We start from the raw sequence: 25326 nt of genomic DNA, 5'->3' as shown, positions 1-25326 counted from the left end.
ATGAAAAAAGGCGCAGCCTCACGGCCGCGCCTTTTTCGTGGGTGCCCCGCGCAGTTCAGCGCTTCGGCTTGGCGCAGCCCGTGCAGATGCGCTCCACCTGGTAGCCCTTGGCGCGCAGCTTCTCCACCACGCCGTCCTCGCCCAGCAGGTGCAGCGTGCCCACCACCACCAGCGTGCCGCCCTGCCCGGCCTTCAGCTGCTGCTGAAGCTTGGGCACCCAGGCGTCGTTTCGGTCGGTGTTGATGCGCTTGTACAGCTGCGGGTATTGCCCGCGCATCTCCACGGCCATCGACGTCCACAACACCTTGTCGTCACCACGGCGCCACGCATCGTGCAGCTTGCGCCCCATCACATCGGCCTGGCCGGCCTGGTCCAGCGCCTCGGCCACCATCTGCTGCTGCTCCTGGGCCGACATCTGCGAGAGCACCGCCACCTGCGTGTCGATGTCCTCAAGACCACTGGTCGGCTTGCCGGCGTCGACAGCGCGGGTCATGAAATGCTGGTCCAGGCCCAGCGCCGGGTCCAACCCCATCCTGGTGAACTGCGCCAGGGTGATGGTCAGCCCCACGAACCAGGGCTTCATGCCCTGCAGCTGGGCCAGCGGGAGGTTGTTGTCACGTGCGTAGGCCTGCAGCTTGGTCCAGGTCGGCGCGTCCAGGTCACGCTTGAGCTCGCTGCCATCGGTGCGCATCGCCGCCTGCAGCATCTTGCGGGTCAGCTCCGGCGACTTCATGTCCTGCGGCGACAGCTCGAACACCACCCGCTTGGACGCGGCAAACGCCTGGTCGACGTCGGCGGCCACCGGGTAGTCGTCCGCGCGCAGCATGTGGAACGAACCCAGCAGGTACAGGCGGCTGTCGCCCGGGCCGGTCACCTTCCACAGCAGCGGAACGGGCGGGGCGGCGGAGGCGGTCGCAACCGCACCGGCACTACCCAGCAGCACGCTGCCGGCCAGCAGCACGGGAACCGCCAGTCGCTTCAACATCGACATGCTCAAACCTCTCCTTCAGGGGCGTGGTAAGCCTGCTCACCGGCTTCGACGCGCAGGTCCAGGCGGTTCTCAGGCGGCGTCAGCGGGCACGTGGCGAACGGTGTGAACGCGCACGGCGGGTTGTAGGCGTGGTTGAAATCGATGATGACCTTGCCGCTGGCATCCGGCGGCGGCAGGTCCAGGTAGCGTCCGGCCGGATAACTGCCATGGCCACTGGTGCGGTCGCCGAAGATCACGAACAGGTCGCGCCCCGGCTCGCCAAGCGCTTCCAGCTGCCATGTCTTTCCATCGCGCTCGAATTCCAGGGCGCCCGAATTGGGCATCTCGGTGGTGAGCCCGGTGATGTCCACGATCGGCAGGGTCTTGCCGGGCGGATGCGGCACGAAACGCGCGGTGATCCGCCAGTCCGGGCCGCCCGGCCAATAGGTCAGGCCGGTGAAGCCGCTGCGCGAAAAGGCATCGGCGTGCTTCACCCGCAATGCGTAGCGCGCGCCGCGATGGATCAGGCTCAACTGGCCCTTGCCGTCGTCGAAGGCGATCAGGGTCGGCGCCGCGTCACGGTCGCTGTTGAAGCGGATCCGCCCGGTCAGCGGCGTGCCATCCACGCTCAACGCCACGCCGCGTTCCGGCGTGAACGTCACCGTGTCGCCATTGCGCGCCACCATGCCCAGCTTGGCCGGGCCCACCGCCAGGCGGATGCCGCTGCCCGGGCCGCTGCCGATGTAGTGCGCCTTGTGCTCCAGCCAGTGCAGGCCCACCAGGCTGGTCCAGCCGTCGGGGGCGTGCAGCTCGGTATACCGCTGTTGGCGCCATTGCTGCTGTTCGGCGGCAAACGTCGGGTCCACCGCCGCCGACGCTGCCGGTGCAGCGTCCTTGTCGCCGCAGCCCACCATGCCCAGCGCCAGCAGTGTGGCGCCAAGTCCCCATCCCCATGTACGCATCGTGCTCCCCTTCAACGTCCGCGCAGGAACCAGCGGTCGATTTCCGCCAGTGAAAAACGGGCCCAGGTCGGTCGGCCGTGGTTGCACTGGCCGGACCGCTCGGTAATTTCCATGTCGCGCAGCAGGCCGTTCATTTCCGGCACCGTCAGGCGCCGGTTGGCGCGCACCGCACCGTGGCAGGCCATGGTGGACAGCAGTTCGTCGCGCGCACTGGCGATGCGCCGGCTCTGGCCGTGTTCGCGCAGGTCGGTCAGCACATCGCGCAGCAGGCCTTCGGGTTCGGCGTTGGCCAGCAACGCCGGAATGCTGCGCACGTGCAGCGAACCGGGGCCCGACCGGGTGATCTCGAAACCCAGCGCGGTGAGGGTGTCGGCCTCGCGCTCGGCCGTATCGGCGTCGCGCTCGCCCACCGCCAGCGTGATCGGCACCAGCAGCGGCTGCGCATGCAGGCCCATGCCGTCGTGCGCGGTCTTCAGGCGTTCGTAGCCGATCCGTTCGTGGGCGGCATGCATGTCCACCACGATCAGGCCTTCGGCGTTTTCGGCCAGGATGTAGATGCCATGCAGCTGTGCCACCGCATAGCCCAGAGGCGGCACGCCGCTGTCGGCGGCGGTCTGCGGCAGGCCCTGCACGCTCGGCATCGGCGGCAACGCGATGTCTTCGCTGCCCGCCGGGCGCGCGTACAACGCGGCGTAGGCGGACGGCGCGTCGGCCACGCGCAGCCCCAGCGGGGACTGCTGCGGGCGCCACGCCTGGCTGCCGCCCATGCCGCCACCGCCACCGCCGCCACCCAGTGCGTACCCCGCACCGGCGGACGCGGTGGCATACGCCGGGGCGGACGCGTCGGCACCGCCCTCTGCGGCAACGCCGGCCGCCGTCATGCCGGCGCGTGTTTCGGCCAGCGCTTCCTTGAGCGTGCGGTAGACGAAATCGTGGATGAGGCGCGAATCGCGGAAGCGCACTTCATGTTTGGCCGGGTGCACGTTGACGTCCACCCGGGTCGGGTCCAGTTCCAGGAACAGCACGTAGGCCGGCTGGCGGCCATGGAACAGCACATCGCCGTAGGCCATCTTCACCGCATGCGCCACGCTGCGGTCGCGCACGGAACGGCCGTTGACGTACAGGTACTGCTGGTCGGTACTGGCCCGCGAATAATGCGGCTGCGCGATCCAGCCGTGCAGGCGCAGGCCGGCACCGCTGTGGTCCACGCGCATGGCCTGCAGGGCGAAATCCTCGCCCAGGGTCTCGCCCAGGCGCGCATCGGAATACAGGTCGCCGGGCTTGTAGCGCCGCGACGGCTTGCCGTTGTGCGAGACGCGCAGCTCCACGTCCGGGCGCGCCAGGGCCAGCGAGCGCAGCCACTCTTCGATGTGGCCCAGCTCGGTGCGTTCGGCGCGCAGGAACTTGCGCCGTGCGGGCACGTTGTAGAACAGTTCGCGCACCTCCACGGTGGTGCCTTGGGCATGCGCGCGCGGGGTCACCTCACCCAGCTTGCCGCCTTCGATCTGCAGCGCGGAGCCATGCGCGTCGCCGGCGCGCCGCGAGGACAGGGTGAACCGGCTGACCGAGGCGATCGACGGCAGCGCCTCGCCGCGGAAGCCGAGCGTGGCCACCGCTTCCAGGTCGTCCAGGCTGGCGATCTTGCTGGTGGCATGCCGCGATACGGCCAGCGACAGTTCCTCCGGGGCGATGCCGCCACCGTCGTCGCGGATGCGGATCAACCGCACACCCCCTTCTTCCAGGTCGATATCCACGCGCGTGGCACCGGCATCGAGCGCGTTTTCCACCAGCTCCTTGACCACCGACGCCGGCCGTTCGACGACCTCGCCGGCAGCGATCTGGTTGATGAGGATTTCGGGGAGTTGGCGGATGGTCATGCGGTGATGATAGCGGCAACCGGCGGTAGAGCCGACTGGGTATGGCCAACTGAGGAGAGGCAGCCGACTCACAGTCGGCTCTACACAGTCGGCTCTACAGCAAATAAAAACCCGCGTTCGCGGGTTTTTATTTGCTTCCACCGGCGACGGTACCGGCGGCGTCTATTTCGGCTTGGGCCTTCGCCGCGTACAGGGTGCCTGGCGGGGGCTGGCGGCTGAAGAAGGTGTGCACGCCATCGAGCACCGCACCGGCGATCTGGCGCTGGTAGGCCGGGTCCATCAGGCGGCGCTCTTCATCCGGATTGGAGATGAAGGCGGTTTCCACCAGCATCGCGGGCATGTCCGAGGTGCGCAGCACCGCGAAGTTGGCGCGTTCGATGTTCGGCTTGTGGTTCTTGCCAATGGCCTTCAGGCCGCCCAGCACATGGCCGGCGGCGTCTTCAGACGCCTTCATGTAGCCGCTCTGGGCCAGGTCCAGCAGCACGTTGGCCAAGGTGCCCTCGGTCTGCTGCAGGCGCACGCCACCCACCAGATCGGCGGCGTTTTCCTTGTCTGCCAGCCAGCGCGCGCGTTGCGACGAGGCGCCCTTGGTCGACAGCACATACACCGACGAGCCCGTCGCGGCCCGGTTCTCGGCCGCGTCCGCGTGGATCGAAATGAAGATGTCCGCCTTGGCCGAGCGTGCCTTCTGCGCGCGCATCGGCAGCGGAATGAACACGTCGGTGTCGCGGGTCAGGAACGCCTTCAGGCCCGGCGTGGCGTTGACCTGGCGCGCCAGCTCCCGCGCCACGGCCAGGGTGATGTCCTTCTCGCGCTTGCCGGTCGGGCCCACGGCGCCCGGATCCTGGCCGCCATGGCCGGGATCGATCGCCACCACCAGCGGGCGCATGCCCGGCTGCATTTTGATGCGCGACGCATCGCTGGGCATGACCGGGCGCGGCGGCACGGCCGGCGGCACCGGCGTGGGCGTAGGTACGGGCGCGGACACCACCGTAGCGGTCGAATGGCCCGCCAGGATGGCGGCCGGCGACGCGGAATTGCTGGCCGCATTGGCCGTTCCCGCCGCCGCCACAGTGGCGGTGGTCGCCGTTGGCGTGGCCGCGGTCGGCACCGCCGTTGCCGCGCTGGCACTGGCCTGCTGGCGGGCCGACGCGGTCAGCAGCGCCGTGGCCCGCGCGGCATCGTTGCGCGCCTGCGTGGCTTCGGCCGGGGTCGGCGGCAAGGTCTGGGTGGTCGCCTGGGCAGGCACGGGCGCGGGCTGGGCCGCCATCGGCGCAGGCACGGCGGGCGTCGGCGCGGCCGCCACGCTGGACGGCGCGTCACCCGGCCACTCGATCACCAGCCGGGAGTCGTCCCCCTGCTTGACCATCTGCGGTTTGAACGGCGCGACCGATTCGGCCAGGTCGAACACCACGCGGAACGTGCCGGGTACCGGCTGGCCGCTGCGCACGGCGGTGACCACGCCCTTGGGCGAAGGCAGCTTGAGGTTGCGCACCGCGCTGGAATCGGGGAAATCCACCACCAGGCGGTTCGGACCGGACAGGGTGAGCGTCTTGTAGCCACCGCTGCCGGCCAGCGCGATCTCGGCGCGGGTGCCGGTGGAACCGGTCTCCAGCGCCACCTGGCGGACTTCGCCGGCCCACGACACGGCGCTCGCCAGACAGAGTCCGACGGCGGCGCAGATGGCGGTGAGCGGTTTACCCATTGGCATGGCTGAGGATTCAATCACCACGCTGAATGAAATGCAACACCTTTTCCCTTAATAATCCGTAACCTGGGGGTGTTTCCTACTGTCAGCCGACAGAAAGGGCCTGCAAGTCACCCCCTTGCGGCAGCCGAAGCAGCCAGTCACGTCCACCCTCGCCGTGCGCGGAAAGCCGTGCCCGACGCCCCTGCCCCTCGATCTCAAGGGCCACCACCAGGTCGGTGGGCGGCAGCGCGCCGACGCCGCGTTCGGGCCATTCCACCAGCCACAGCGAGGCACTGCCTTCGTCCAGGCCGAGGAAATCCAGCTCTTCGGCCTGGCCGATGCGGTACAGGTCCAAGTGCCACGCCTCGTGGCCGTCGTCCAACGGGTAGCGCTCCACCAGCGTATAGGTCGGGCTGCGGATGGCGCCCTGCACGCCCAGCGCACGCAGCAGGGCGCGCGCCAGCGTGGACTTGCCGGCGCCCAGGTCGCCCTGCAGCTGCACCACCCCGTGCGGTGGCCGGGTGGCGGCCAGCCATTGTCCGAGCAGGTCGGTGTCCTGGGGCTCGGCGAGGAAGAATTCGATCATCGGGTTCATTGTTCTGGATTGACCAGGCGGCGCAGCGGCACCAGCAGGTTGGTGGGAAGCAGGCCGCGCTGGCCTTCACTGGCGGCGGCATCGCCGGCCAGGCTGTGCAGCAGGGCGCCGCTGCTGGCGGCGTCGAACGCCTCCAGTCCCTGCGCGCGCAGGGCCGCGATGATGCCGGTCAGCAGGTCACCCATGCCACCGACGGCCATGCCCGGGTTGCCTGCCGCGATCACCCGCGGCCGCGCATGCGGCGCGGCCACCACGGTGCCGGCGCCCTTGAGCACCACCACCGCGTTGTAGCGCGCCGCCAGCGCCGCGGCGGCCGCGAACCGGTCTGCCTGCACTTGTGCGGTGTCGCTGCCGAGCAGGCGGGCGGCCTCGCCCGGATGCGGAGTGAGAATGGCGTCGTGCAGCGGCTGGGGCGCGGCGGCGAGCAGGTTCAACGCATCCGCATCGATCACCAGCGGCTTGCCGCTTGCCAGCACCAGCCGCCAGAGCTCGCGCGCCCATTCGTCCTGGCCCAGCCCCGGTCCGATCGCCACCACCTTGGCGCGCGGCAGCAGTGCGCGCAGCTCCTGCGCCTCCTGCACCGCATGCGCCATGGCTTCAGGAACGCGCGCCAGCAACGGGGCAACGTGCTGCGCCTGGGTCGCCACGCTCACCAGCCCTGACCCGGCCCGCAGGGCCGATTCGGCAGCCAGCATCACCGCCCCGCCGCTGCCGACGTTGCCGCCCACGCACAGCACGTGGCCGGACTCGCCCTTGTGGGTATTGGCGCGGCGCGCCGGCAGCTGCCGCGCCAGGCGCGAAGCGGCCCATACGCAGGCCGCAGCGTCCACGCCCGCCGCTGCGCCGTCGGGCAGGCGCAGTGGGGCAAGCCGGCGGTCGCCCACGTAGTCCAGCGCATCGCCGGTGTACAGGCCCTGGTGGCGGACGATGAACTGCAGGGTGAGCGTCGCGCGTACGGCCACGCCCGGCACCGCGCCGGTGCGCGCGTCCACGCCGCTTGGCACGTCCAGTGACAGCACCGGCAGTGCGCTGCCGGCGATGGCCTGGATCAGCCGCGCCGCCTCACCGTCCGGGGCGCGGTTGAGGCCGATGCCGAACAGCGCATCCACCAGCACGTCCGCCTCCGGCAGGCCATCGCCGAACACGTCGGCCTGGCCTCCATCGGCAAGAAAGGCGTCGCGCGCGCCTTCGGCCAACGCCGTCAGCGCTGGCGCGTCGGCCAGCCGCAGCAGCTGTACCCGGCGCCCCGCCTGGCGGGCCAGGCGCGCCAGCACGTAGCCGTCGCCACCGTTGTTGCCGGCCCCGACCACCACGCACACGCGCTGCGCCTGCGGCCAGCGCTCCAGCAGGCACTGCCAGGCGGCCGTGCCGGCCTGCTCCATCAGCGCGGCACCGCCATCGCCCAGCAGGGCGCTGGCCTGCGCATCGAGGCGGCGCGCAGCGGCAACATCGAACAGTTCAGCAAGCTCGGGCATGCCGGGATTCTATACTTACGCCATGTCCGCTGTTCCGCTGCCCGCCCCCCTCCACCTGGCCCGTGCCGCCGAGCGCGTGCGCGCGCTTGCGCGTGAACATGGCTTCCAGCGCTGCGGCGTGTCGGGCATCGACCTGGCCGACGACGAGGCGCACCTGGCCGACTGGCTGGGCCAGGGCCTGTACGGCACGATGGAGTGGATGGCGCGCCACGGCACGCTGCGCGCGCGGCCTGCCGAGCTGCTGCCCGGCACCGTGCGCGTGATCTCGGTGGGCATGGACTACGGGCACAAGGACGACACCCAGGCCTGGGACACGCTGCACGATGGCGACCGCGCCTACGTGGCGCGGTATGCGCTGGGCCGCGATTACCACAAGCTGATGCGCAACCGCCTGCAGAAGTTCGCCGATGCACTGGGCAGGGAAATCGGCGCGTTCGGCTACCGCGTGTTCGTCGATTCGGCACCGGTGCTGGAGCGCGCATTGGCGCGCAACGCCGGGCTGGGCTGGATCGGCAAGCACACCTGCCTGATCGACCGCCAGGGCGGGTCGTGGTTCTTCCTGGGCGAGATCTACATCGACCTGCCGCTGCCGGTGGATGTACCCGCCACCGCGCATTGCGGCACCTGCACGCGCTGCATCGATGTGTGCCCCACGCAGGCCATCACCGGCCCGCAGCGGCTGGATGCGCGACGCTGCATTTCCTACCTCACCATCGAACACGACGGCGCCATTCCCGAAGAGATGCGGCCGTTGATGGGCAACCGCATCTACGGCTGCGACGATTGCCAGCTGGTCTGCCCCTGGAACAAGTTCGCACGGCGTACCGACGAACCCGATTTCCGCGCCCGCAATGATCTGGACACGGCGTCGCTGGCACAGCTGTTCGCCTGGGAGGAGGATGAATTCCTGCGCCGCACCGAAGGCAGCCCGATCCGCCGCAGCGGCCACGAACGCTGGTTGCGCAACATCGCCGTGGCGCTCGGCAACGCGCCGGGCCACGCCGACACACTGGCCGCGCTGCAGTCACGCAGCGCGCACCCGTCCGCGCTGGTCCGCGAGCACGTGCAGTGGGCCCTGCAGCAGCATGCCGCGCGCGGCAACGCCGGCTGACCGCCGCAACGACGCGCCCACCGCCAACATGCGACCATGGGCGCCCGTTCGTACCGTTTGACCGTCCATGGACCGTAGCGCGCAGATCCTCACGCCCAGCCAGCTCAACGTCCTGGCCCGCGACCTGCTGGAAGGCACGTTCCCGATGGTGTGGGTGGAGGCCGAACTGGGCAGCGTCACCCGGCCTGCGTCCGGGCACATGTATTTCACGCTGAAGGATGCGCGCGCGCAGATCCGGGCGGCCCTGTTCAAGCCCAAGAGCCAGTGGCTGAAGTTCGTGCCGCGCGAAGGCCTGCGCGTGCTCGCGCGCGGCCGCTTGACGCTGTACGAAGCGCGCGGCGAGTACCAGATGGTGCTCGACCACATGGAAGAAGCCGGCGAAGGCGCACTGCGCCGCGCCTACGAACAGCTCAAGGCGCGGCTGGAGGCCGAAGGCCTGTTCGCCGCCGAACGCAAACGCGCCCTGCCCGCCCATGTGCGCCGCCTGGCCGTGATCACCTCGCCCACCGGCGCGGCGGTACGCGATGTGCTGAGCGTGCTCGAGCGCCGTTTCCCGCTGCTGGAGGTGGATCTTCTCCCCAGCCTGGTGCAGGGCGACAGTGCAGCGGCGCAGATCACCGCGTTGCTGCGCGGCGCCGATGCCAGCGGCCGCTATGACGTGATCCTGCTGACCCGTGGCGGCGGCTCGATGGAAGACCTGTGGGCCTTCAACGACGAGCAGCTGGCGCGCGCCATCGCGGCGAGCACGACCCCGGTGGTCTCGGCGGTTGGCCATGAGACCGACTTCAGCCTGGCCGATTTCGCGGCGGATCTGCGCGCACCCACGCCATCGGTTGCCGCTGAGCTGCTGGTGCCGGACCAGCGCGACCTGCAGCTGCGCCTGCGCCGGCTGGCCGCGCGGTTGGTGCAGCTGCAGCGCCACGGCCTGGGACAAGCCATGCAGCGCGCCGACCGTGCCCTGCTGCGCCTGAACGGCCAGAGCCCGCAGGCCCGCCTGCAGTTGCTGCAGCGGCGCCAGCAGGACCTGGCACGGCGGTTGGCCGGGGTCTGGCAGCAGCAGCACGAGCGCCGCCTGGCGCGCCTGCGTCACGCGGCCGTGGTGCTGCGCAATGGCCATCCGCAGCGGCGCCTGGACGCGCTGGGCGAACGCCTGCAGCGCCTGCAACCGCGCGCCGAGGCGGCCATGGCCCGGCAGCTGCAGCGCGACAGCCTGCGCCTGCGGGCGTTGGCGCGGTCGATGGAGGCGGTGAGTCCGTTGGCGACCGTGGCGCGTGGCTACGCGATTCTGACCCGCGAAGAGGATGGGCGGCTGGTGCGCTCACCGTTGGACGTGTCGCCGGGTGATGCGTTGAAGGCACGCGTGCAGGACGGCGTCATCGACGTGGTGGTGTCGTAGGGACACGCATGGCGTGTCTCTACGGTGTTCCGCCCGGGGGTCCGCCCGCGTCATTGGGTCGCCGGCGCCCCCGCCGTTTCACAGAACCGCTGGCGGTATTCCATGGCCTTGGGCATCAATGCCTGCAGGTTCTGGATGCGCGTACCCGGGTTCGGGTGGGTGGAGGAGAACTCCGGCGGTGCCTGGCCGCCACTGGCCTGGCCCATCCGCTCCCACAGCGGCACCGCTTCGCGCGGGTCGAAACAGGCCGCTGCGGCCAGCATCAGCCCGACTTCGTCGGCCTGGGTTTCGTGGCTGCGCGCATACGGCAACAGGTAGCCATAGCCCATCGCCGACATCACCATCTGTTGCTGCTGCGGGTCCATGCCGCTGGCCGCACCGGCCATCTGCCCGATCTGGGTGAGCTTCTGCTGGGCCATGCGCTGTGCACCATGCCGCAGCAGGGCGTGGGCGATCTCATGGCCCATCACCACCGCCATGGCATCGCGCGTGCGCGCCACTGGTATCAGGCCGGTGTACACCGCCATCTTGCCGCCCGGCAGGCAGAACGCGTTGGCCTGGTCGGACTGGATCACGTTGACCTCCCACTCGAAGTCACGCGAGAAGTGCGCCGGCGTCAGGCCGTGCTCTTCAGCCAGCGCGGTTTCCACCACATCCACCTTGCGAATCAACTGTTCGGCAATGGCGCGCACATCGCGCGACACCTGCGCATTGGGGTCCATCGGCCGCTCTTCGGCCAGGATCTGCTGATAGGCCTGCAGGCCCAGCGCTTTTTCCTGGTCCGCGCCCAGCGAGCTGTCAATCAGCACGCTCTCGCCGGTATAGGGATCGACGCTGCGGTTGGAGAACCAGTAGAACGCGGCATAGCCGGCGAACGCCAGCAGCACCCACCAGCGGATGTTGCCGAACAAGCCCGGGCGCCGTGCACGTTGCTGCTGCTGGCCGCCAAACGGATCGCTGCGCATGTTGGTGGTTCCTGTTGGGGGCCGGCCACCCTGCCGGCCATGGGGTCAATCCTAGCGCCAAGCCCGGGGCTCAGATACCTCGGACCAGGCGGAAACCGATCCTGGCGCTGGTCGTGTCCGAATCCTGTGATTGCCGCCATGCCGCGCGGGTCTGCTCGGGCGCATTGGCCCAGTTGCCGCCACGGATCACCCGTTGCCGGCAGCCCGGGTTGAACCAGGCCAGGCCGTCGGCCGGCGCGCGCCGGTAGCTGGCATGCCAGCAGTCGGCCACCCATTCGCTGAGGTTGCCCGCCATGTCATGCAGGCCCCAGGCATTGGGCTCGAAGGTGGCCACCGGCGCCGGTCCCCACCAGCCATCGCCATAGCCCACGAATGCGTTGAACCAGCGCCGCCCGGACGGCGACACGTCCTCGGCGCCGGTGAAGTTGCCCGACCGCGGTGGCGGCGTGCCCTCGTCGCCCCACGGATACCGGCCGCTGCTGCCGGCGCGCAGCGCATATTCGAACTCCGCTTCGCTGGGCAGCCGGTATGACCGCCCGGTCTGTTCGGACAACCACATCGCATAGTGTTCGGCATCGCGCACGCTGACGTGCATGACCGGCGAATTGGCGATGGCCGGGGTGCCGTCATAGCCGGATTGCCAGTCCACCCCGCTGCTGCGGGTGAAGTTGCCGCTGCGTTCGTCGTAAATGATCGAATGCCCGCGCCGGGTGGCGCGTGGGCGCGCGTTGGTGGCGGTCACGTAGCGTCGATAATCGGCGACGGTCACCTCGGTGATGGCCAACGCGAACCCGCGCTCGAAGCGCACGTAGTGCGAGGGCTTCTCGGCATCGCTGGCGCCCGGCTCGCTGTCGCCTGCACCCATCTGGAAGCCGCCATGCGGCACCACGATCATCTGCGGGCCACGGCCACCATCGCGCAGCGCATCGCTGAACACCTGGCGCGGGCGGAAGCTGCCGTAATGCGTGACCAGCTCGATGCGTTCGCGCAGCTGCCCCACCACCGGGTCACCGGGCATGGCGATGCGCAGCGCGTCTTCCAGTTTCTGACGGGCCGCTTTCAACCCCTGCGGCGTAGCCAGGTCGCGCAGGCCCTCGTCGCGCAGCCGCACCAGCGTATCGGCGCGGATTTTCTCGACCCGTTCAAAGGCTTCGACAATGGTGGGGGCGGAGTCGCGCACCTTGGCCGCTTCTGACAGCCAGGTACCGGCCGCGGTGAAGTCCGCCTCGCGCGCGGCCGTTTCGGCGCGACGGATCAGCGCGCTCTCGGCGGCGGCCATGCCCTGGCGGGCACGCGGGTTGTCTGCCTCCAGCGCCAGCGCCTCACGGAAGTTCGGGATCGCCCCATCGCCGTCTTCACCGATGCGGTCGGCGCGCAGGTCGTCCTCACCGGCGCGGTTGTAGGCGATCACCCGCTGGGCGAGCTCCACGCGCGACTGCAGCTGCCGCACGTGCTCGTCATCGGGCGCCAAGGTCAGCAGCACCAGTCCGATTTCGCTGGCCTCGGCCACTGCTTCCCGCTGCTTCAGGGGGCGCGCCAGCAGCGCGGTGGCGTCGGCAAGCAGGCGCTGCCGGGCGCGCTTGAGTCCGGCCTCGGCCTGGCGATCGGCAGGGTCGCGCGCGCGCAACGCCAGCCAGATCGGAATGGCGTCTTCGGCCGTTTCAAACAGCCGCCCCTCCTCGAAGGCCTTGGCCGCGTCACGCCGCGCCTGGGCCACGCCCGCATCCGTGAGGGTGACCGCCGGTGGCTTCCAGCGCTGTTCGGTCTCGGCCGCATCTTCACCGCCGATGGTGACCTGGGCCGGCGCAGGCGCTGGCGCTGGGGCGGCACGCTTCGCAGGCTCGGCCGGGCGCACGGCCGCCGGGCGCGGCGGTGGCGCATCGGGTGAACATGCCGTCGTGGCGGCCATCAGGGTGGCCAGCAACAGCGGAAGAGAACCGGTGGGACGCAAGATCGGGTTCCTCGGGCAAAGCCAGGCGCTGCGGGGCGATTCGCCCGCGGCGCACGGCGACGGGTTCATCATAACGGCGCGCGCCTTCATCGCGGCGCGCTATCCTCCCTCCCTGAGCAAACCTGCAGTAGACGGAACCCCTACGTGGCTTATTGGATCAAAACCCCGGCGGAACTGGACGAGCGCTACCGCCAGCGCCCCACCCGCATCGGGCTGGATACCGAATTCATCCGTGAACGCACCTACTGGCCCCAGCTCGCGCTGGTGCAGATGGCGGTCGGCGATGAAATCCTGCTGATCGACCCGCTCATTCCGGGCATGACCGACGCACTGGCGCCCTGGCTGGCCGACACCTCGATCCTGAAGGTGATGCACAGCGCCAGCGAAGACCTGGTGACCTTCAAGGTCGCCTGCGGCGTACTGCCGCGGCCGCTGTTCGACACCCAGATCGGCGCCTCGCTGGCCGGCATCGGCGGCGGCATGGGCTACCAGAAGCTGGTCACCGCGATCACCGGCGTGACCCTGACCAAGGGCGAGACGCGTTCGGACTGGATGCGTCGCCCGCTGTCCGACGCACAGCTGGAATACGCCGCCGACGACGTGGAGTACCTGTTTGCGATCCACGATGCCGTGGATGCCAAGCTGGGCGAACTGGACCGTCGCCAATGGCTGCAGGACGATGCCGAACGCCTGCTTGCCAGCGTCGAGCATGACGAGGAGCGCTGGCCGCACGTGGCGATGCGCTCGGCGCAGTTCATGGATACCGCCGCGCAGCTGCGCCTGTTGCGCCTGCTGCGCTGGCGCGACGTGCAGGCCCGCGCCAGCGACAAGCCGCGCAGCTGGATTCTCGACAATGAGCTTGCCGCCGTGCTCGCACGCACCCCGCCGGCCGATGTGGAGGCACTGTCCACGCTGATGGAAGGCTTCCCGAAGGCACCGCGCAAGCTGGCCGCACAGGTGTGGGAGGCGCTCATCACCCCGCTCGCCGACGAAGCCGAGGCCCCGCTGGCGCTGCCGGCCAACGATGCCAACAAGCAGGCGCTGAAGCGTCTGCAGGATGCGGTGAGCGCACGCACGGCCGAACTCGGCCTGCCCGATGGCGTGCTGGCCTCGCGCAAGCATCTGGAAAGTTACCTGGAAAGCGGCCAGTGGCCCGCCGCACTCGCGGGCTGGCGCCAGCCAGTGCTGGAGCCGGTGCTGGCGCCGTTGTTGCCAGACGCAGGCTGATACCGCGCAGCCACGCAGGGCGTGGCTCTACGGAATTGCGGGTAGCAGCCACGCAGGGCGTGGCTCTACGGAGTTGCGGGTAGAGCCACGCCCTGCGTGGCTGCGCACGACAGCGATGAAAAGGCCCCGCTCGCGCGGGGCCTTTTCGTTCAACGTGTTACCAGTTGAGGTTCAGCGAAACACCCACGGTGCGCGGTTCGTTGTACACCGCCGCCATGTAGTTCTCGATCACACCCTTCAGGTTCTTCTCGTTGGTGATGTTGCGCGCGAACAGCGCCGCTTCCCACGCACCGTAGTTGCCCGAGTAGCCCAGCTTCAGGCCGCCTTCGAAACTGCCCTTGGAGTTGAACTCGGCCGAGTCGTACAGCACGAAGCTGGTGTAGCCCTGCTTGTTCCAGTCGGTGGAGACGAAGAACACATCGCTGTCGTTGACCGGAATGTCGTACCGCGCGGCGAAGTTCAGGTTGTACTTCGGTGCGTTCGGCAGCGGGTTGCCGTTGATCTGCGCGAAGGTGTTGGCACCGACTTTGATGGTCGGGTCGTTCACCGTGCACACCACCGCGCCGTTGAGCGCGCAGACCTGCGCGTACACGCGGTCGTCCTGGATCTCGCTGTGCAGCAGGCTCACACCGGCGCTCAGGCTCAGGTTCGGGATCGGGCGCAGTTCCATGTCCGCTTCCAGGCCGTAGGCCTTGGCCTTGTCGGCGTTGAACAGCACGCCGTTGCCGTCCGAATCGTTGCCGTTGAGCTGGATATCGTTCACCGCGTAGGTGAAGGCCGTGGCATTCAAGCGCAGGCGGTTGTCCCACAGGCTGCTCTTGATGCCCGCTTCCCACGACAGGATGGTTTCCGAATCGGCGGTGGTGAAATCGGCATTGAACACCGCCGAACGGCCCTGGATGGTCGGGCCACGGAAGCCGCGGGCCACCTTGGCGTACACGCTCACCTGCGGGTTGAACGCGTACATCGCGCTCAGGTCCCAGCTCGGCGTGGTGTCGGCCATGGTCACGTCGGTACGGCCACGGTAGGTGACCACGCCGGCCGCGGTGTCGGCGGTCTTGAGCAGGCGCGTGCGCTTCTCGTCGCGGGTCTGGCGCAGGCCGGCCGTCAGCGTGAACTTGTCGGTCACGTCATAGCTGACCTGGCCGAAGCCGGCCCACGAGGTGTTGGTGTTGCGCAGGCGCACCCAGTTGTTCGGATTGCGCGCGGCGCCCTTCAGGAACCAGGCGCGCTGGTAGAAATCGGTGGTGTCGCGGCCGTCGAAGTAGAACGCGCCCACCTGCCACTTCAGGCGGTTGTCATCGGCATTGGCCAGGCGCACTTCCTGGGTCCACTGGTCCAGGTCGCGGATCTGGCCCATCGACTGGCCGTAGCCATTGGGTACGCCGTTGACCGGGAAGTTCACCGCCGCGCCGCCGTCGGTATCGCCACGGCTGTAGCCCGAGGTGGTCTCGTAGGCAGTGATCGAGGTCAGCGAGACGTTGCCGAAGTCGTAGACCGCCTTCACCGAGCCGCCGTAGGTCTTGTACGCCTGCGGGTTGTTGTCCGCTTCGTCATAGGCCACCTGGTCGCGCGGCACATCGGTGGTGTTGGAGCCCTTGGTGATGGCATTGCGCAGGAACAGGGTCGAGGTGCCTTCGTAATCGCGTGCGTGCGCCGAGGCCAGCAGCGAGAAGTTGTCGCTCGGCTGCAGCAGCAGCTGCGCCCGTACGTTGCGGTCGTCGAAGCCGCCCATCGCGTTCTTCTTCGGCGCCACCGTGCCATCGGCGCTGGGGCCGGTGTAGGTGTTGTCGACGTAGTCGTCGCGGTGCTGGTACAGGGCCGATACGCGGAACGAGGCGATGTCGTTGATCGGGCCACCGAAGCCGCCGTCCACCGCCACGCTGCCGTAGCTGCCGTAGCTGGCCTGCACGCGGCCGCTGTAGTCCTGGCTGGGCCGGATGGTGTCGAACTTGACGATGCCGGCGGTGGTGTTGCGGCCGAACAGCGTGCCCTGCGGGCCACGCAGCACTTCAATCTGGTCCACGTCGTAGACCGGGTTGGACTTCAGCACCACGTGCTCCAGCACCACGTCGTCCTGGATGATCGACACCGGCTGCGAGGCACCCAGGTAGAAGTCGATGTTGCCCAGGCCGCGGATGTAGAACCGCGGGAAGATGCGGCCGGTGGTGGTTTCGGCGTAGAAACTCGGCACGCGGCCGCTCAGGGCCAGCAGGGTGTCATCGCCGCCGGCGGTGTAGTCGCGGATGCGCTCGCCCTGCACCACCCCGACCGAGACCGGGACCTCCTGCAGGTTGCGCTCGCGGTGGTCGGCGGTAACGGTGATCGTATCGAGCGAGGTCGGGCTGGCGTCCTGGGCCAGGGCGGTCCCGCTCAGGCCAAGCAGCGCGGCACAGGCCAGCGCCAGCGCGTGGGGGCGCGGCTGCACGGCGGTGCGGGGGGAGGAAGCGGCGAAACGAACGGAGGTGGTGCGATGGGCAGACATTCAGGGGTCTCGGGCAGTACGGATCAAGGTGGCGTGCGGCGCACGCGGACGAACAACGGCAGCACCGCTGGGTGCGCAGCGATGCGGCAAGATATTGCGTACATGTTTCAAGGGGGTTTCAGGGCGATGCGGGGGACGGCCGTCCGTTCCCTACCCTGGTGTGCTGGCTGAGCCGCCGTAATTCTGGCGCGGATTATGCCTGCTCGGCGCGACAGTCGGAATAGCCGATCCTGTCCATTGCCGGATCCATTGCGGACCCGGCCGTTCCTTTCCGGTTTGATCCGGCGGTGGCGTCTGCGACTCCCCATCGCAGACGCCACCGCACCCGATCAGGCCGCAACGCGCTCCTTGCGCGCGGGCTGCGCGTCGGCCAGGCGGAAGCGCCCGACCGATTGCTGCAGCTCGGACGACTGCGCGTTCAATGCGCGCGCAGCGGCCGAAGCCTCCTCGACGAGGGCAGCGTTCTGCTGGGTCACACCGTCCATCTGCACGATGCTCTGGTTGACCTGCTCGATCCCTGCCGCCTGTTCCTGGCTGGCGCTGGCGATTTCCTCAATCAGCCCGCCCAGCTCACCTACCGATGCCACCACGCGCTGCAGGGTCTGCCCCGCCTGGTTGGCCAGTTCACTGCCGTCGGCCACCTGGGCCACGGAGGCCTCGATCAGGCCCTTGATTTCCTTGGCCGCACTGGCCGAACGCTGCGCCAGCGCGCGCACTTCCGAGGCGACCACGGCAAAGCCGCGCCCTTCCTCGCCCGCACGGGCGGCTTCCACGGCGGCGTTGAGCGCCAGGATGTTGGTCTGGAACGCAATCCCGTCGATGACGGTGGTGATGTCGGCAATGCGACGCGAGGACGCCTCGATGCCGCTCATGGTGTCCACCACCTGGGCGACGGCCGCGCCGCCCTGCACCGCAACGTCCGCCGCTTCGGCAGCCAGGCGGTCGGCCCGGCGGGCGTGGTCGGCGTTCTGCTTCACTGCTGCCGTCAGTTCTTCCAGCGACGCGGCCGATTCTTCCAGGCTCGCTGCCTGCTGCTCGGTGCGGCGCGACAGGTCGTCGTTGCCGGCCGCGATCTCCGCCGAGGCGGTGGCCACCGACACGGCCGCCTGCTGGATGCCGCCGACAATGGCGGTCAGCTGCGCCACGGTGGCGTTGGCGTCGTCGCGCATGGTGGCGAACACGCCCTGGAACTGGCCATCGATGCGGCCACGCAGGTCGCCGGCGGCCAGCGCGCGCAGCAGCCCGGACAGGGCGCTGAGGTTGCGGTCGGCGGTGACCATCAGGGTGTTGAGGCCCTCCACCATGACCCGGAAGTCGTACTGGTAGGCATCGGCGTTGCCGCGCACGCTGAAGTCGCCGGCCGCAGCCGCCGCCACCAGGTGCTTGATCTCGCCATTGATCGCCTGCAGGCGGTCGCGCACGCCGTTCACCGCTTCAGTGATGCGCGCCTTCTCGCCCGGCAGCGCTTCCATCGACTGCGACAGGTCGCCATCGGCGTAGCGACGGACCAGGTCGACCATGCGCATCTTCACCGAGATATGCGCGGCAACCAGTTCGTTGGTCCCGGTCACCATGGTGCCGAACTCGCCCTCGAAACGGCTGGCATCGATGCGGTGGCTGATCGCGCCCTCGGCATGCCGCTGGCTCATTTCGTTCTGCGCCTGGATGATCTCGCGCAGCTTGTCCTGCATCTGCTGCAGCGCGCCCATCAGGCGCCCGACTTCGTCCTGGCTGCGCACCACGATGCGCTGGTCCAGGCGACCGGCCGCCACGTCACGCGCCACCTGCCCGGCCTGGGCCAACGGCACGCTGACCAGGCGCCGCACCACCACGACCAGCGCCACGATCACCGCCAGCAGGCCAAGACCGGAGACCACGCCAATCTGCAGCATCAGCTTGTGCAGCACCGCCTGCAGCACCGAGGTCGGCTCCAGGCCCAGCACCGTCCACTGCCACGGGCCGTAGGTCTGGGCGGTGACGAACCAGGTCTGCGGCGAGGCGTCCTTGGTCGTGCGCAGACGCAATGTGCCTTGGGTGGCCTTGCCGGCCAGCAGTGCATCCAGCGTGGCCTGATCGGCAGGATCCACCAGCGCCGACAGCATTTCGCCTTCGCCGGCGAAGGAAGCAACCAACGTGCCGAGCTGGTCACCGGGGCGGGTGTTGACCGCCACGAAGTGGCCTTCCTTGCCCAGCTTGGAATCGCGCAGGCGCGTCTTCAACGCGGCCAGGCCTTCGGTGTAGTTCTGGCCAACGAAGGCAATGGCGGCCACCTCACCGGCGGCGTCCTTGATCGGCATGTAGTGGGTCATGTAGTCCACCCCGAACAAGCGCACCGGGCCGGTGTAGCCTTCGCCGGCGATCACCTTCGCGTAGGCCGGGCTGGCATGGTCCAGCACGGTGCCCATGGCGCGCGCGCCTTCGGCATTGCGCACCGAGGTGGACACGCGGACGAAGTCGTCGCCATCGCGCACGAACACGGTCGCCACGCCGCCGCCGGTGGCCTCGGCAAAGCGGTCCACGGCGGCTTCCTGCAGGTTGAGCACTTCGCTCCCGAGCCGCAGCGTCGGGGTCGGGCGCTCGCCCACGGTAATGGTTTTGGCGGCGTCCACGCTGACATCGCCGCTCGGCAGCATGGCGTGGAAGATGCCCGCCATGCGTTCGGTGCTGTCGCTCAGGCTGCGGTCGTACAGCTCCACCGTGTCACGCATCAGTTCGGTGGAGGACTGCAGCCCGGCTTCAACGCGCTGCTGGTAGCTGGTGGCAGCCTGGCGGTAGATCAGCACCGCCAGCGCCACGAAGGCCACGGTGGTGATCAGACCCATCAGCAGCGCCAGGCGCGCGCCGATGGAGGTGGAGAAAACGGTGGCGGCACGGGTCGTCATCGTTGGTACTCGAGGGGAAGGTTGTTTGAGAGTTGCGTCACATTTCTTATCGGCACCAAAGTGGTCCTCTTTACGTAAAAAAAGCCAAAATTCGAATTGCTTTCGTTTAACGCAAGTGATTGATTCGACACGGATTGATACGGAATACCCCTTCACAAAGCCGGATTTCCGTTCAGAAAAGTGGGTTTTTCTCTCAAGTTGGGCACCCTGCTGCCGCCAACGGCGCCGCCCTTCCCAGCCTTAGGGTCGGAATGAAAGGGGAGCGGAATCGACATGCCGGGCGTTCCACCGCGCACGAGTGCTCCGTAAGCGTCTACCTGACCGCTCACGCAGCGTGGCCCTTGGCAGCCCGGGGTGCTCGGCGCTACACTTCATTCATCGCGGCTCCCAACCCGCGTCGCAGCACCACCACGGGGCCATAGCTCAGCTGGGAGAGCGCGTCGTTCGCATCGACGAGGTCAGGAGTTCGATCCTCCTTGGCTCCACCACATTCCCGCCCCCGTCGACCAGACGGCCGCGACAAAAAAGCCACCCCTCGGGTGGCTTTTTATTTGCGCTGGCATCTCAACCTTCGCGCGGCGATGCCCCGTAGAGCGACGCCCTGCGTCGCTGCAGGCGATGCCGATCACTGCCGCCAGCCACGCATGGCGTGGCACTACGCGTCAGACCGCCATCGCTTCGTGCACTGCATCCGGGCGTATGGCCGCAATCTTCAACAGCGTCCTGGCTGCACCGGAAGGCTCCCGGCGGCCCTGCTCCCAATCCTGGAAGGTTCGCACCGACACACCCAGCATCCCTGCAAACTGCGCCTGGGACAGGCCCAGTCGCTGGCGCGCCTCGGCCGCAATGGACACTGGAACCATGTTCACCTTGCCCACCTTGCCTGCCTTGATGGCACGGACAGACGCCAACAACTCGGCGCCGATATCACGCTTGGCGTCGCGAGCCTCCAACACGTTCTCATTCTTCGGCATGACCAAGCTCCTCTGCCAACTCGCGCAGGACATGCGCAGGAATGTTCTCTTCCGTGCCCTTTCCATAAATGGTCAAGGCAACGACTGCACCGCTGGCAAGACGCAGGGTGTAGATGACGCGTACGCCGCCACGCTTCCCTCTGCCGTCCCCGGCTCACCGTACCTTTCGGCAACCGCCGGATCCTTTGATGACGTCTCCGGCCTCTGGATGCCCGGCGATGAACGCCACGAACTCCGCGTGCTGTTCCGCCGTCCAGTAGTCAGGCCAGTACCTGGTAAAGAGCGGCGACTCGATGACCGTCAGTAGAGACATGGAATGACTATACGGCATTGCCGTAGTTCAAGCAAATGTTTTCCGGCCCGGTCGGCCGGTCTCGCCAGACACCCCTGACCAGCCGCACAATGCGGCGCTGCCGGCGCCTGCCGGTGGCGCATGGACACCGAACCCACTCTCACAAGGACCCGAACGTGATTCGATATGCATTCGTTGTGCTGGCGATGGCCGCTTCGTCCGCCTCTGCCGCCGACCGCTTTGTTCCCCCGCCCGCCCCGCGCATCGTTGATGCCCCGCCGCTGGCGCTGGAGCGGGAGGTCTACGGCAACCAGCAGATCATCCATATTCCGCGTTCGTCGCCGGCCCGGCAGTTCCAACTGGCGGGCAACTATCTGGTCGACCTGGTGTGCACCGGCAGCTTTCCGCTGCAGGCGCAGCTGAGCACACGGACCACACCGTTCGGCCGTCCAACCGAAGAGCTGGTGTTCCTGTCGCTGCCTGCCAGCCAGGACGCGCAGTGCCAGTTGACGGTACTGGACCGCTCCGAGCATCCCTGGAAGCGGATGTTCCAAGGCACGCTCGCCTCGATCCCGACGATGCCCAACTAGGTGTTCGACATGAATCACCGTCAATGGGCGTCCCCGCTACGCGCAACCTGCGTGGCAACAGCACTGCTACTGGCAGGGTGCGATAGCACGCCGCCCGCTGCCGCCACCGCTTCCACACCGTCCGCGCCTGCCGCAGCACCCGGCCCCTCGCCCGCCGAGGCGCTGGTCAAGCGCTTCAACATGGGTGCGGGCCTGGCGTCGCTGGCGTACGACGCCGCGCGTGGTACCACCACCTTCGGCGCGATGGCCAACCAGCAAGGCGCAGCGCAGGCCGACCAGCGGCTCCGGGCCGAGATCGCACGCATCTTGCCGGCCTACCAGCAGCGCTGGGAGCACACGCTGGCATCGCTGTATGCACGCCATCTCAGTGCGCCCGAGCTGAGCTCGCTGGCAGCCCAAGGCACCGCCTCACCGTATGCGGCCCGATTCAGAACCGTGCAACCCACGGTCGCCGCAGAGATGCAGGCGATGTCAAAGCCGTTGCTGGAAGCGCTGGTGACCGAGGCACTGACCAAGGCAGCGGGCGGATCGGATTGAAGCAGCGCAAGGGCGCCGCTTCAGCGCGGCGCGTCCCCCGCCCGCTCGGCAATCGGCCGCACCTGCTGCACCAACGTCAGCAGGGTCTTGCCCGGTTCTTCGATCATCACCTCGTGGGCGGACTGCTCGAACCACACCAGCTGCTTGGAAGGTGCCTTCACCGTAGCGAACCACTGCGCCGCCAATTCGGAGGACACGTTGTGGTCGTGCCGGCCCTCGAACAGGAACAGCGGCGTCTTCAGTTCGCGCACCGCGCTCATGTCCAGGGTCAACACCTCGCCCAGCAGGTGCTGCATCGAGAAGTCGTTGCCCTTCCAGACATCGGCCACGTCCTGGTCGGTGTACTCGGGCGAGAGCTTGACGGCCGCCGCCTCGGCGTCGCCGCCGCGGCGGTTGTGGACCATGCCGCCATAGTGATTCAGCCACCGGCGTTGCTTGAACAACGCGTCCAGCGGCACCGGGGTGCTGCCCTGCGCATACGGGGCCAACGCATTGAGTTCCGCTACGGCCTCGGCATTGCCATCGGCGCGCGCCTGCTGCAGCGTCCACGCCCAGCCGCGCCGCTCGCTTTCGGGCGCATTCGATATCTGCCCGATGCCAATATAGGCGTGCAGCCACTCCGGCCGGCGCTGTGCCAGTTCCAGACCCAGGTAGCTGCCCCAGGAGTGGCCCAACACGAAAATCCTGTCCTTGCCGAATTCGCCCCGCAGCCAGGCCACCATCTCTTCGCTGTCAGCGATCATCCGTTCGCGGGTCATGGTCGGCGCGACCACCGCCGGGTCGTTGGCGGCATAGGTCTTGCCCGCGCCGCGCTGGTCCCACTGGACCACCGTGAAATATTCCTCCCAGCCCCGCTGGAAATACCAGCTGGTTGGCATGGCCACCCAGCCCGGTCCGCCGTGCAGCATCAGCAGCACCGGGTTGCGGCGGTCATTGCCACGAATCGACACCCATTGGTCGATGCCGCCGATACGTACCTTTTCCAGGCGCTCCACGCCCTGGTCGGACACGACTTTGCGCAGATTCGCGATGATGGCGGTGGACGCCTCGCGGCTGGCGGGCGCCACCGGCGCGGCGGCCATCGCCGGAGCGACGGCGCTGGCAAGCAGGAACAGCAACGACAGCAGCGGCTTCATCGGCGTCCGGGTCCAGTCATGCAGGCGCCGATTGTGCCACGCCCTTCGGATGCAGGATGCCCCCGCAGACGGCGCCTAGGACGTCGGCTTGGACCGGTCCAGCACCTCGCGCAGCGTATCCACCAGCTGCCTGGCGCGGTACGGCTTGGGCAGGAAGGCCTCATCCGCAACATCCGGATGGGCGCGGTTGACGAAGGCCGTGGTGTAGAAGAACGGTATACCGCGCTTCCTGAGCAATGCCGCTGCAGGGAAGCTGGTTTCCGAGCCCAGATTCACATCCAGGATGGCCCCATCCACCGACTCGGTCAGGATCAGCTCGATGGCCTCGGCCAACGTGGATGCGGGGCCGATGACCTGCACGTTGCTGTCTTCCAGCAGTTGCGCGGCGAGCTCGGAGATCATGCTGTCGTCTTCAACGAGCAGGATGCGTTCGCGGGTGAAGCGGTGCGGTGGCGTGCGTGGCGCGCGCGGATCGACCTTGGATGCATTCATTTCGATTCCTCGGCGGCAGGGAGACGTTCAGCGACTCAGTCGCTCGCGTTGTCCTTGCGCTCCGGGCGGCGCGTTTCAGCGTCGTGGATCTGCTGGTCGGTCTGCGCGGGCCGCTGCTTGGCCACCTCGTCCTGCTTCCGGTCCTGCTGTACTTCTTCAACGCCCTGCTGCTTGCCGGGCTGTTTTTCGCTGTTCATGTTGCGTGCTCGTCGCGTCAGCCCGCACTGGGCATGGGCTCAACCTAGCGACCCGGGCGTGACGCAAGGGTCAGGAGGATGTTCACTCCTGGTCAGTATCCGCCTGGGCATGGCGGGTGGCGCCCGACGGTGGGTCGGGCGACCACGACGGCACGGCATCAGCCCTGGATGAACGCCAGCAGCGCGGCATTGATCGCCTCGGCATGGGTGGTGCACATGCCATGCGGGTAGCCCGGGAACACCTTCAGCGTGCCCTGCGTGAGCAGCTTGATCGTCAGCTCGCTGGCGTCGGCGATCGGCACGATCTGGTCATCGTCGCCGTGCAGCACCAGCGTAGGCACGGTGATGGCCTTGAGGTCCTCGGTGAAGTCGGTCTCCGAGAACGCCTTGATCCCTTCGTAATGCGCCTGCGCACTGCCGGTCATGCCCTGGCGCCACCAGTTGCGGATGACGCCTTCGGACACCGCCGCGCCGTCGCGGTTGAAGCCGTAGAACGGGCCGCTGGCCAGGTCGAGATAGAACTGCGCCCGGTTCGCCGCCAGCTGTGCACGGAAGCCGTCGAATACCGACAGCGGCAGGCCGCCCGGGTTGGCCGGGGTCTGCAGCATGATCGGCGGCACCGCGCTGATCAGCACCGCCTTGGCGACGCGGCCCGGCGCAGCCTTGGCCACGTAGCGCGCCACTTCGCCGCCACCGGTGGAGTGGCCGATGTGCACCGCGTTCTTCAGGTCCAGGTGGTCGGCCACGGCCGCTGCGTCGGACACGTAATGGTCCATGTCGTTGCCTTCGCTGACCTGCGCCGAACGGCCGTGGCCGCGGCGGTCATGCGCTACCACGCGGTAGCCCTTGGCCAGGAAGAACAGCAGCTGCGCATCCCAGTCGTCGCTGGACAGCGGCCAGCCGTGGTGGAACACGATGGGCTGGGCGTCCTTCGGGCCCCAGTCCTTGTAGAAGATGTCGACGCCATCGGAGGTGGTGATCGTGCTCATGGGTGCTGCTCCTGGAGTGGGTGGGGACTGCAGGAACAGCGTAGGCGCGTGCATCACCAGAGAAAATCGTACGCTTGGGTCGCCGCGTCATACACAGGTATGGGCGGAGTTGCTTAGCGGACTAACAGTCCGCTCTACACCGTGCGCGCTACACAGTGGAGCGCTTCTGCGAGGCACTGTGACATCGCCTCGCCGTCCACCGGCTTGACCAGGAAGGCGCGCCCGCCGCGGCCCATCACGCGATCGCGCACGGCGTCGTTCGGGAACGCGGTCATGAACAGCATCGGGAAGCGGCAGCCGCGCTCGATCAGCGCGGCCTGCAGCTGGTCGCCGCTCATCTGCGGCATCTGGATGTCGGTGAGCAGGCAGTCCGGCGCATCGCCGTCATCGGCCAGGAACGCCGCCGCCGAGGCATACGTGCGGACCTCGTGGCCCAGTGAACGCACCAGGCTGGACAGCGACTGGCGGACGCCGTCGTCGTCGTCAACAATCGCGATGCGGTAGAGCGGTTTCATCCGGGACATCCTGGGGCC

At 68.3% G+C, this 25326-nt stretch carries 22 protein-coding genes and 1 tRNA gene; 7 read left to right on the top strand and 16 right to left on the bottom strand.

Features of this window, described 5'->3' with window-relative positions:
* Positions 1 to 55 precede the first annotated feature (55 nt).
* The 6 genes from RT456_RS07910 to RT456_RS07885 all read right to left on the bottom strand — a co-directional run bounded on the left by RT456_RS07910 (position 56) and on the right by RT456_RS07885 (position 7569).
* Positions 56 to 991: a TraB/GumN family protein gene (locus RT456_RS07910; protein WP_313344794.1), complete on the bottom strand. Its 936-nt coding sequence runs from the start codon at positions 989 to 991 to the stop codon at positions 56 to 58.
* A gap of 2 nt (positions 992 to 993) precedes the next feature.
* Positions 994 to 1884, bottom strand: a complete 891-nt coding sequence (locus tag RT456_RS07905) for a DUF1684 domain-containing protein (protein ID WP_313344910.1) — start codon at positions 1882 to 1884, stop codon at positions 994 to 996.
* Positions 1885 to 1943: 59 nt separating this feature from the next.
* Positions 1944 to 3809 carry a DNA mismatch repair endonuclease MutL gene (mutL, locus tag RT456_RS07900; protein ID WP_313344791.1) on the bottom strand — a complete coding sequence of 622 codons (1866 nt, stop codon included), beginning with the start codon at positions 3807 to 3809 and terminating at the stop codon, positions 1944 to 1946.
* A 127-nt stretch (positions 3810 to 3936) separates the two neighbouring features.
* Entirely contained in the window at positions 3937 to 5514 is a 1578-nt protein-coding gene (locus tag RT456_RS07895; protein WP_313344908.1) for an N-acetylmuramoyl-L-alanine amidase, read from the bottom strand.
* 88 nt (positions 5515 to 5602) lie between these two features.
* A complete protein-coding gene (tsaE, locus tag RT456_RS07890) occupies positions 5603 to 6085 on the bottom strand; it encodes a tRNA (adenosine(37)-N6)-threonylcarbamoyltransferase complex ATPase subunit type 1 TsaE (RefSeq protein ID WP_313344906.1) in 483 nt (160 codons plus the stop codon).
* 5 nt (positions 6086 to 6090) lie between these two features.
* Positions 6091 to 7569 (bottom strand): NAD(P)H-hydrate dehydratase, encoded by a 1479-nt coding sequence (locus tag RT456_RS07885; RefSeq protein WP_313344788.1) that lies wholly within the window; start codon positions 7567 to 7569, stop codon positions 6091 to 6093.
* Between the two features lie 22 nt (positions 7570 to 7591).
* On the opposite strand from RT456_RS07885, the gene queG reads away from it, so the two are divergent.
* Both queG and xseA read left to right on the top strand, forming a co-directional pair.
* Complete coding sequence (queG, locus tag RT456_RS07880; RefSeq protein ID WP_313344786.1) at positions 7592 to 8680, top strand: tRNA epoxyqueuosine(34) reductase QueG; 1089 nt, start codon at positions 7592 to 7594, stop codon at positions 8678 to 8680.
* A gap of 67 nt (positions 8681 to 8747) precedes the next feature.
* Positions 8748 to 10076, top strand: a complete 1329-nt coding sequence (gene xseA / locus RT456_RS07875; protein WP_313344783.1) for an exodeoxyribonuclease VII large subunit — start codon at positions 8748 to 8750, stop codon at positions 10074 to 10076.
* Between the two features lie 50 nt (positions 10077 to 10126).
* Here xseA and RT456_RS07870 read toward each other — a convergent pair whose 3' ends face one another.
* Both RT456_RS07870 and RT456_RS07865 read right to left on the bottom strand, forming a co-directional pair.
* Positions 10127 to 11041: a M48 family metallopeptidase gene (locus RT456_RS07870; protein WP_313344780.1), complete on the bottom strand. Its 915-nt coding sequence runs from the start codon at positions 11039 to 11041 to the stop codon at positions 10127 to 10129.
* A 70-nt stretch (positions 11042 to 11111) separates the two neighbouring features.
* Positions 11112 to 12950, bottom strand: a complete 1839-nt coding sequence (locus RT456_RS07865) for a formylglycine-generating enzyme family protein (RefSeq protein ID WP_313344903.1) — start codon at positions 12948 to 12950, stop codon at positions 11112 to 11114.
* A gap of 186 nt (positions 12951 to 13136) precedes the next feature.
* Between RT456_RS07865 and rnd the strand changes: the two genes are divergently transcribed.
* Positions 13137 to 14219 carry a ribonuclease D gene (gene rnd, locus RT456_RS07860; RefSeq protein ID WP_313344777.1) on the top strand — a complete coding sequence of 361 codons (1083 nt, stop codon included), beginning with the start codon at positions 13137 to 13139 and terminating at the stop codon, positions 14217 to 14219.
* Between the two features lie 157 nt (positions 14220 to 14376).
* Here rnd and RT456_RS07855 read toward each other — a convergent pair whose 3' ends face one another.
* Together RT456_RS07855 and RT456_RS07850 are read right to left on the bottom strand one after the other, a co-directional pair.
* Positions 14377 to 16704, bottom strand: coding sequence for a TonB-dependent receptor (locus tag RT456_RS07855; RefSeq protein WP_313344775.1), 2328 nt, complete (start codon positions 16702 to 16704; stop codon positions 14377 to 14379).
* A gap of 329 nt (positions 16705 to 17033) precedes the next feature.
* The gene (locus tag RT456_RS07850) at positions 17034 to 19586 is read right to left on the bottom strand and encodes a Cache 3/Cache 2 fusion domain-containing protein (protein WP_313344773.1); all 2553 of its coding nucleotides are present in this window, start codon (positions 19584 to 19586) and stop codon (positions 17034 to 17036) included.
* Positions 19587 to 19998: 412 nt separating this feature from the next.
* Here RT456_RS07850 and RT456_RS07845 point away from each other — a divergent pair.
* Positions 19999 to 20074 (top strand) — tRNA-Ala (locus RT456_RS07845).
* Between the two features lie 174 nt (positions 20075 to 20248).
* On the opposite strand, the gene RT456_RS07840 is transcribed toward RT456_RS07845, so the two are convergent.
* Complete coding sequence (locus tag RT456_RS07840; protein ID WP_313344771.1) at positions 20249 to 20560, bottom strand: helix-turn-helix domain-containing protein; 312 nt, start codon at positions 20558 to 20560, stop codon at positions 20249 to 20251.
* Here RT456_RS07840 and RT456_RS07835 point away from each other — a divergent pair.
* From RT456_RS07835 to RT456_RS07825, 3 genes are all read left to right on the top strand, one after another.
* Positions 20559 to 20867: a hypothetical protein gene (locus RT456_RS07835; protein ID WP_313344913.1), complete on the top strand. Its 309-nt coding sequence runs from the start codon at positions 20559 to 20561 to the stop codon at positions 20865 to 20867. The genes RT456_RS07840 and RT456_RS07835 overlap by 2 nt on opposite strands.
* A 191-nt stretch (positions 20868 to 21058) precedes the next feature.
* Entirely contained in the window at positions 21059 to 21442 is a 384-nt protein-coding gene (locus tag RT456_RS07830; protein WP_313344769.1) for a hypothetical protein, read from the top strand.
* Positions 21443 to 21979, top strand: a complete 537-nt coding sequence (locus RT456_RS07825; RefSeq protein WP_313344766.1) for a hypothetical protein — start codon at positions 21443 to 21445, stop codon at positions 21977 to 21979. It abuts the gene before it with no gap.
* A 20-nt stretch (positions 21980 to 21999) separates the two neighbouring features.
* Here RT456_RS07825 and RT456_RS07820 read toward each other — a convergent pair whose 3' ends face one another.
* The 5 genes from RT456_RS07820 to RT456_RS07800 all read right to left on the bottom strand — a co-directional run bounded on the left by RT456_RS07820 (position 22000) and on the right by RT456_RS07800 (position 25308).
* The gene (locus RT456_RS07820) at positions 22000 to 23115 is read right to left on the bottom strand and encodes an alpha/beta fold hydrolase (RefSeq protein ID WP_313344764.1); all 1116 of its coding nucleotides are present in this window, start codon (positions 23113 to 23115) and stop codon (positions 22000 to 22002) included.
* A 75-nt stretch (positions 23116 to 23190) separates the two neighbouring features.
* Positions 23191 to 23607 carry a response regulator gene (locus tag RT456_RS07815; protein WP_313344762.1) on the bottom strand — a complete coding sequence of 139 codons (417 nt, stop codon included), beginning with the start codon at positions 23605 to 23607 and terminating at the stop codon, positions 23191 to 23193.
* A gap of 35 nt (positions 23608 to 23642) precedes the next feature.
* Positions 23643 to 23804, bottom strand: coding sequence for a hypothetical protein (locus RT456_RS07810; protein ID WP_313344759.1), 162 nt, complete (start codon positions 23802 to 23804; stop codon positions 23643 to 23645).
* A 158-nt stretch (positions 23805 to 23962) separates the two neighbouring features.
* The gene (locus RT456_RS07805; protein ID WP_313344757.1) at positions 23963 to 24793 is read right to left on the bottom strand and encodes an alpha/beta hydrolase; all 831 of its coding nucleotides are present in this window, start codon (positions 24791 to 24793) and stop codon (positions 23963 to 23965) included.
* A 134-nt stretch (positions 24794 to 24927) separates the two neighbouring features.
* Positions 24928 to 25308, bottom strand: a complete 381-nt coding sequence (locus tag RT456_RS07800) for a response regulator (RefSeq protein ID WP_313344754.1) — start codon at positions 25306 to 25308, stop codon at positions 24928 to 24930.
* Positions 25309 to 25326 lie beyond the last annotated feature (18 nt).

This window comes from Stenotrophomonas sp., assembly GCF_032099025.1.
GTDB lineage: Bacteria > Pseudomonadota > Gammaproteobacteria > Xanthomonadales > Xanthomonadaceae > Stenotrophomonas.
This window is presented reverse-complemented; position numbering and strand designations above follow the sequence as displayed.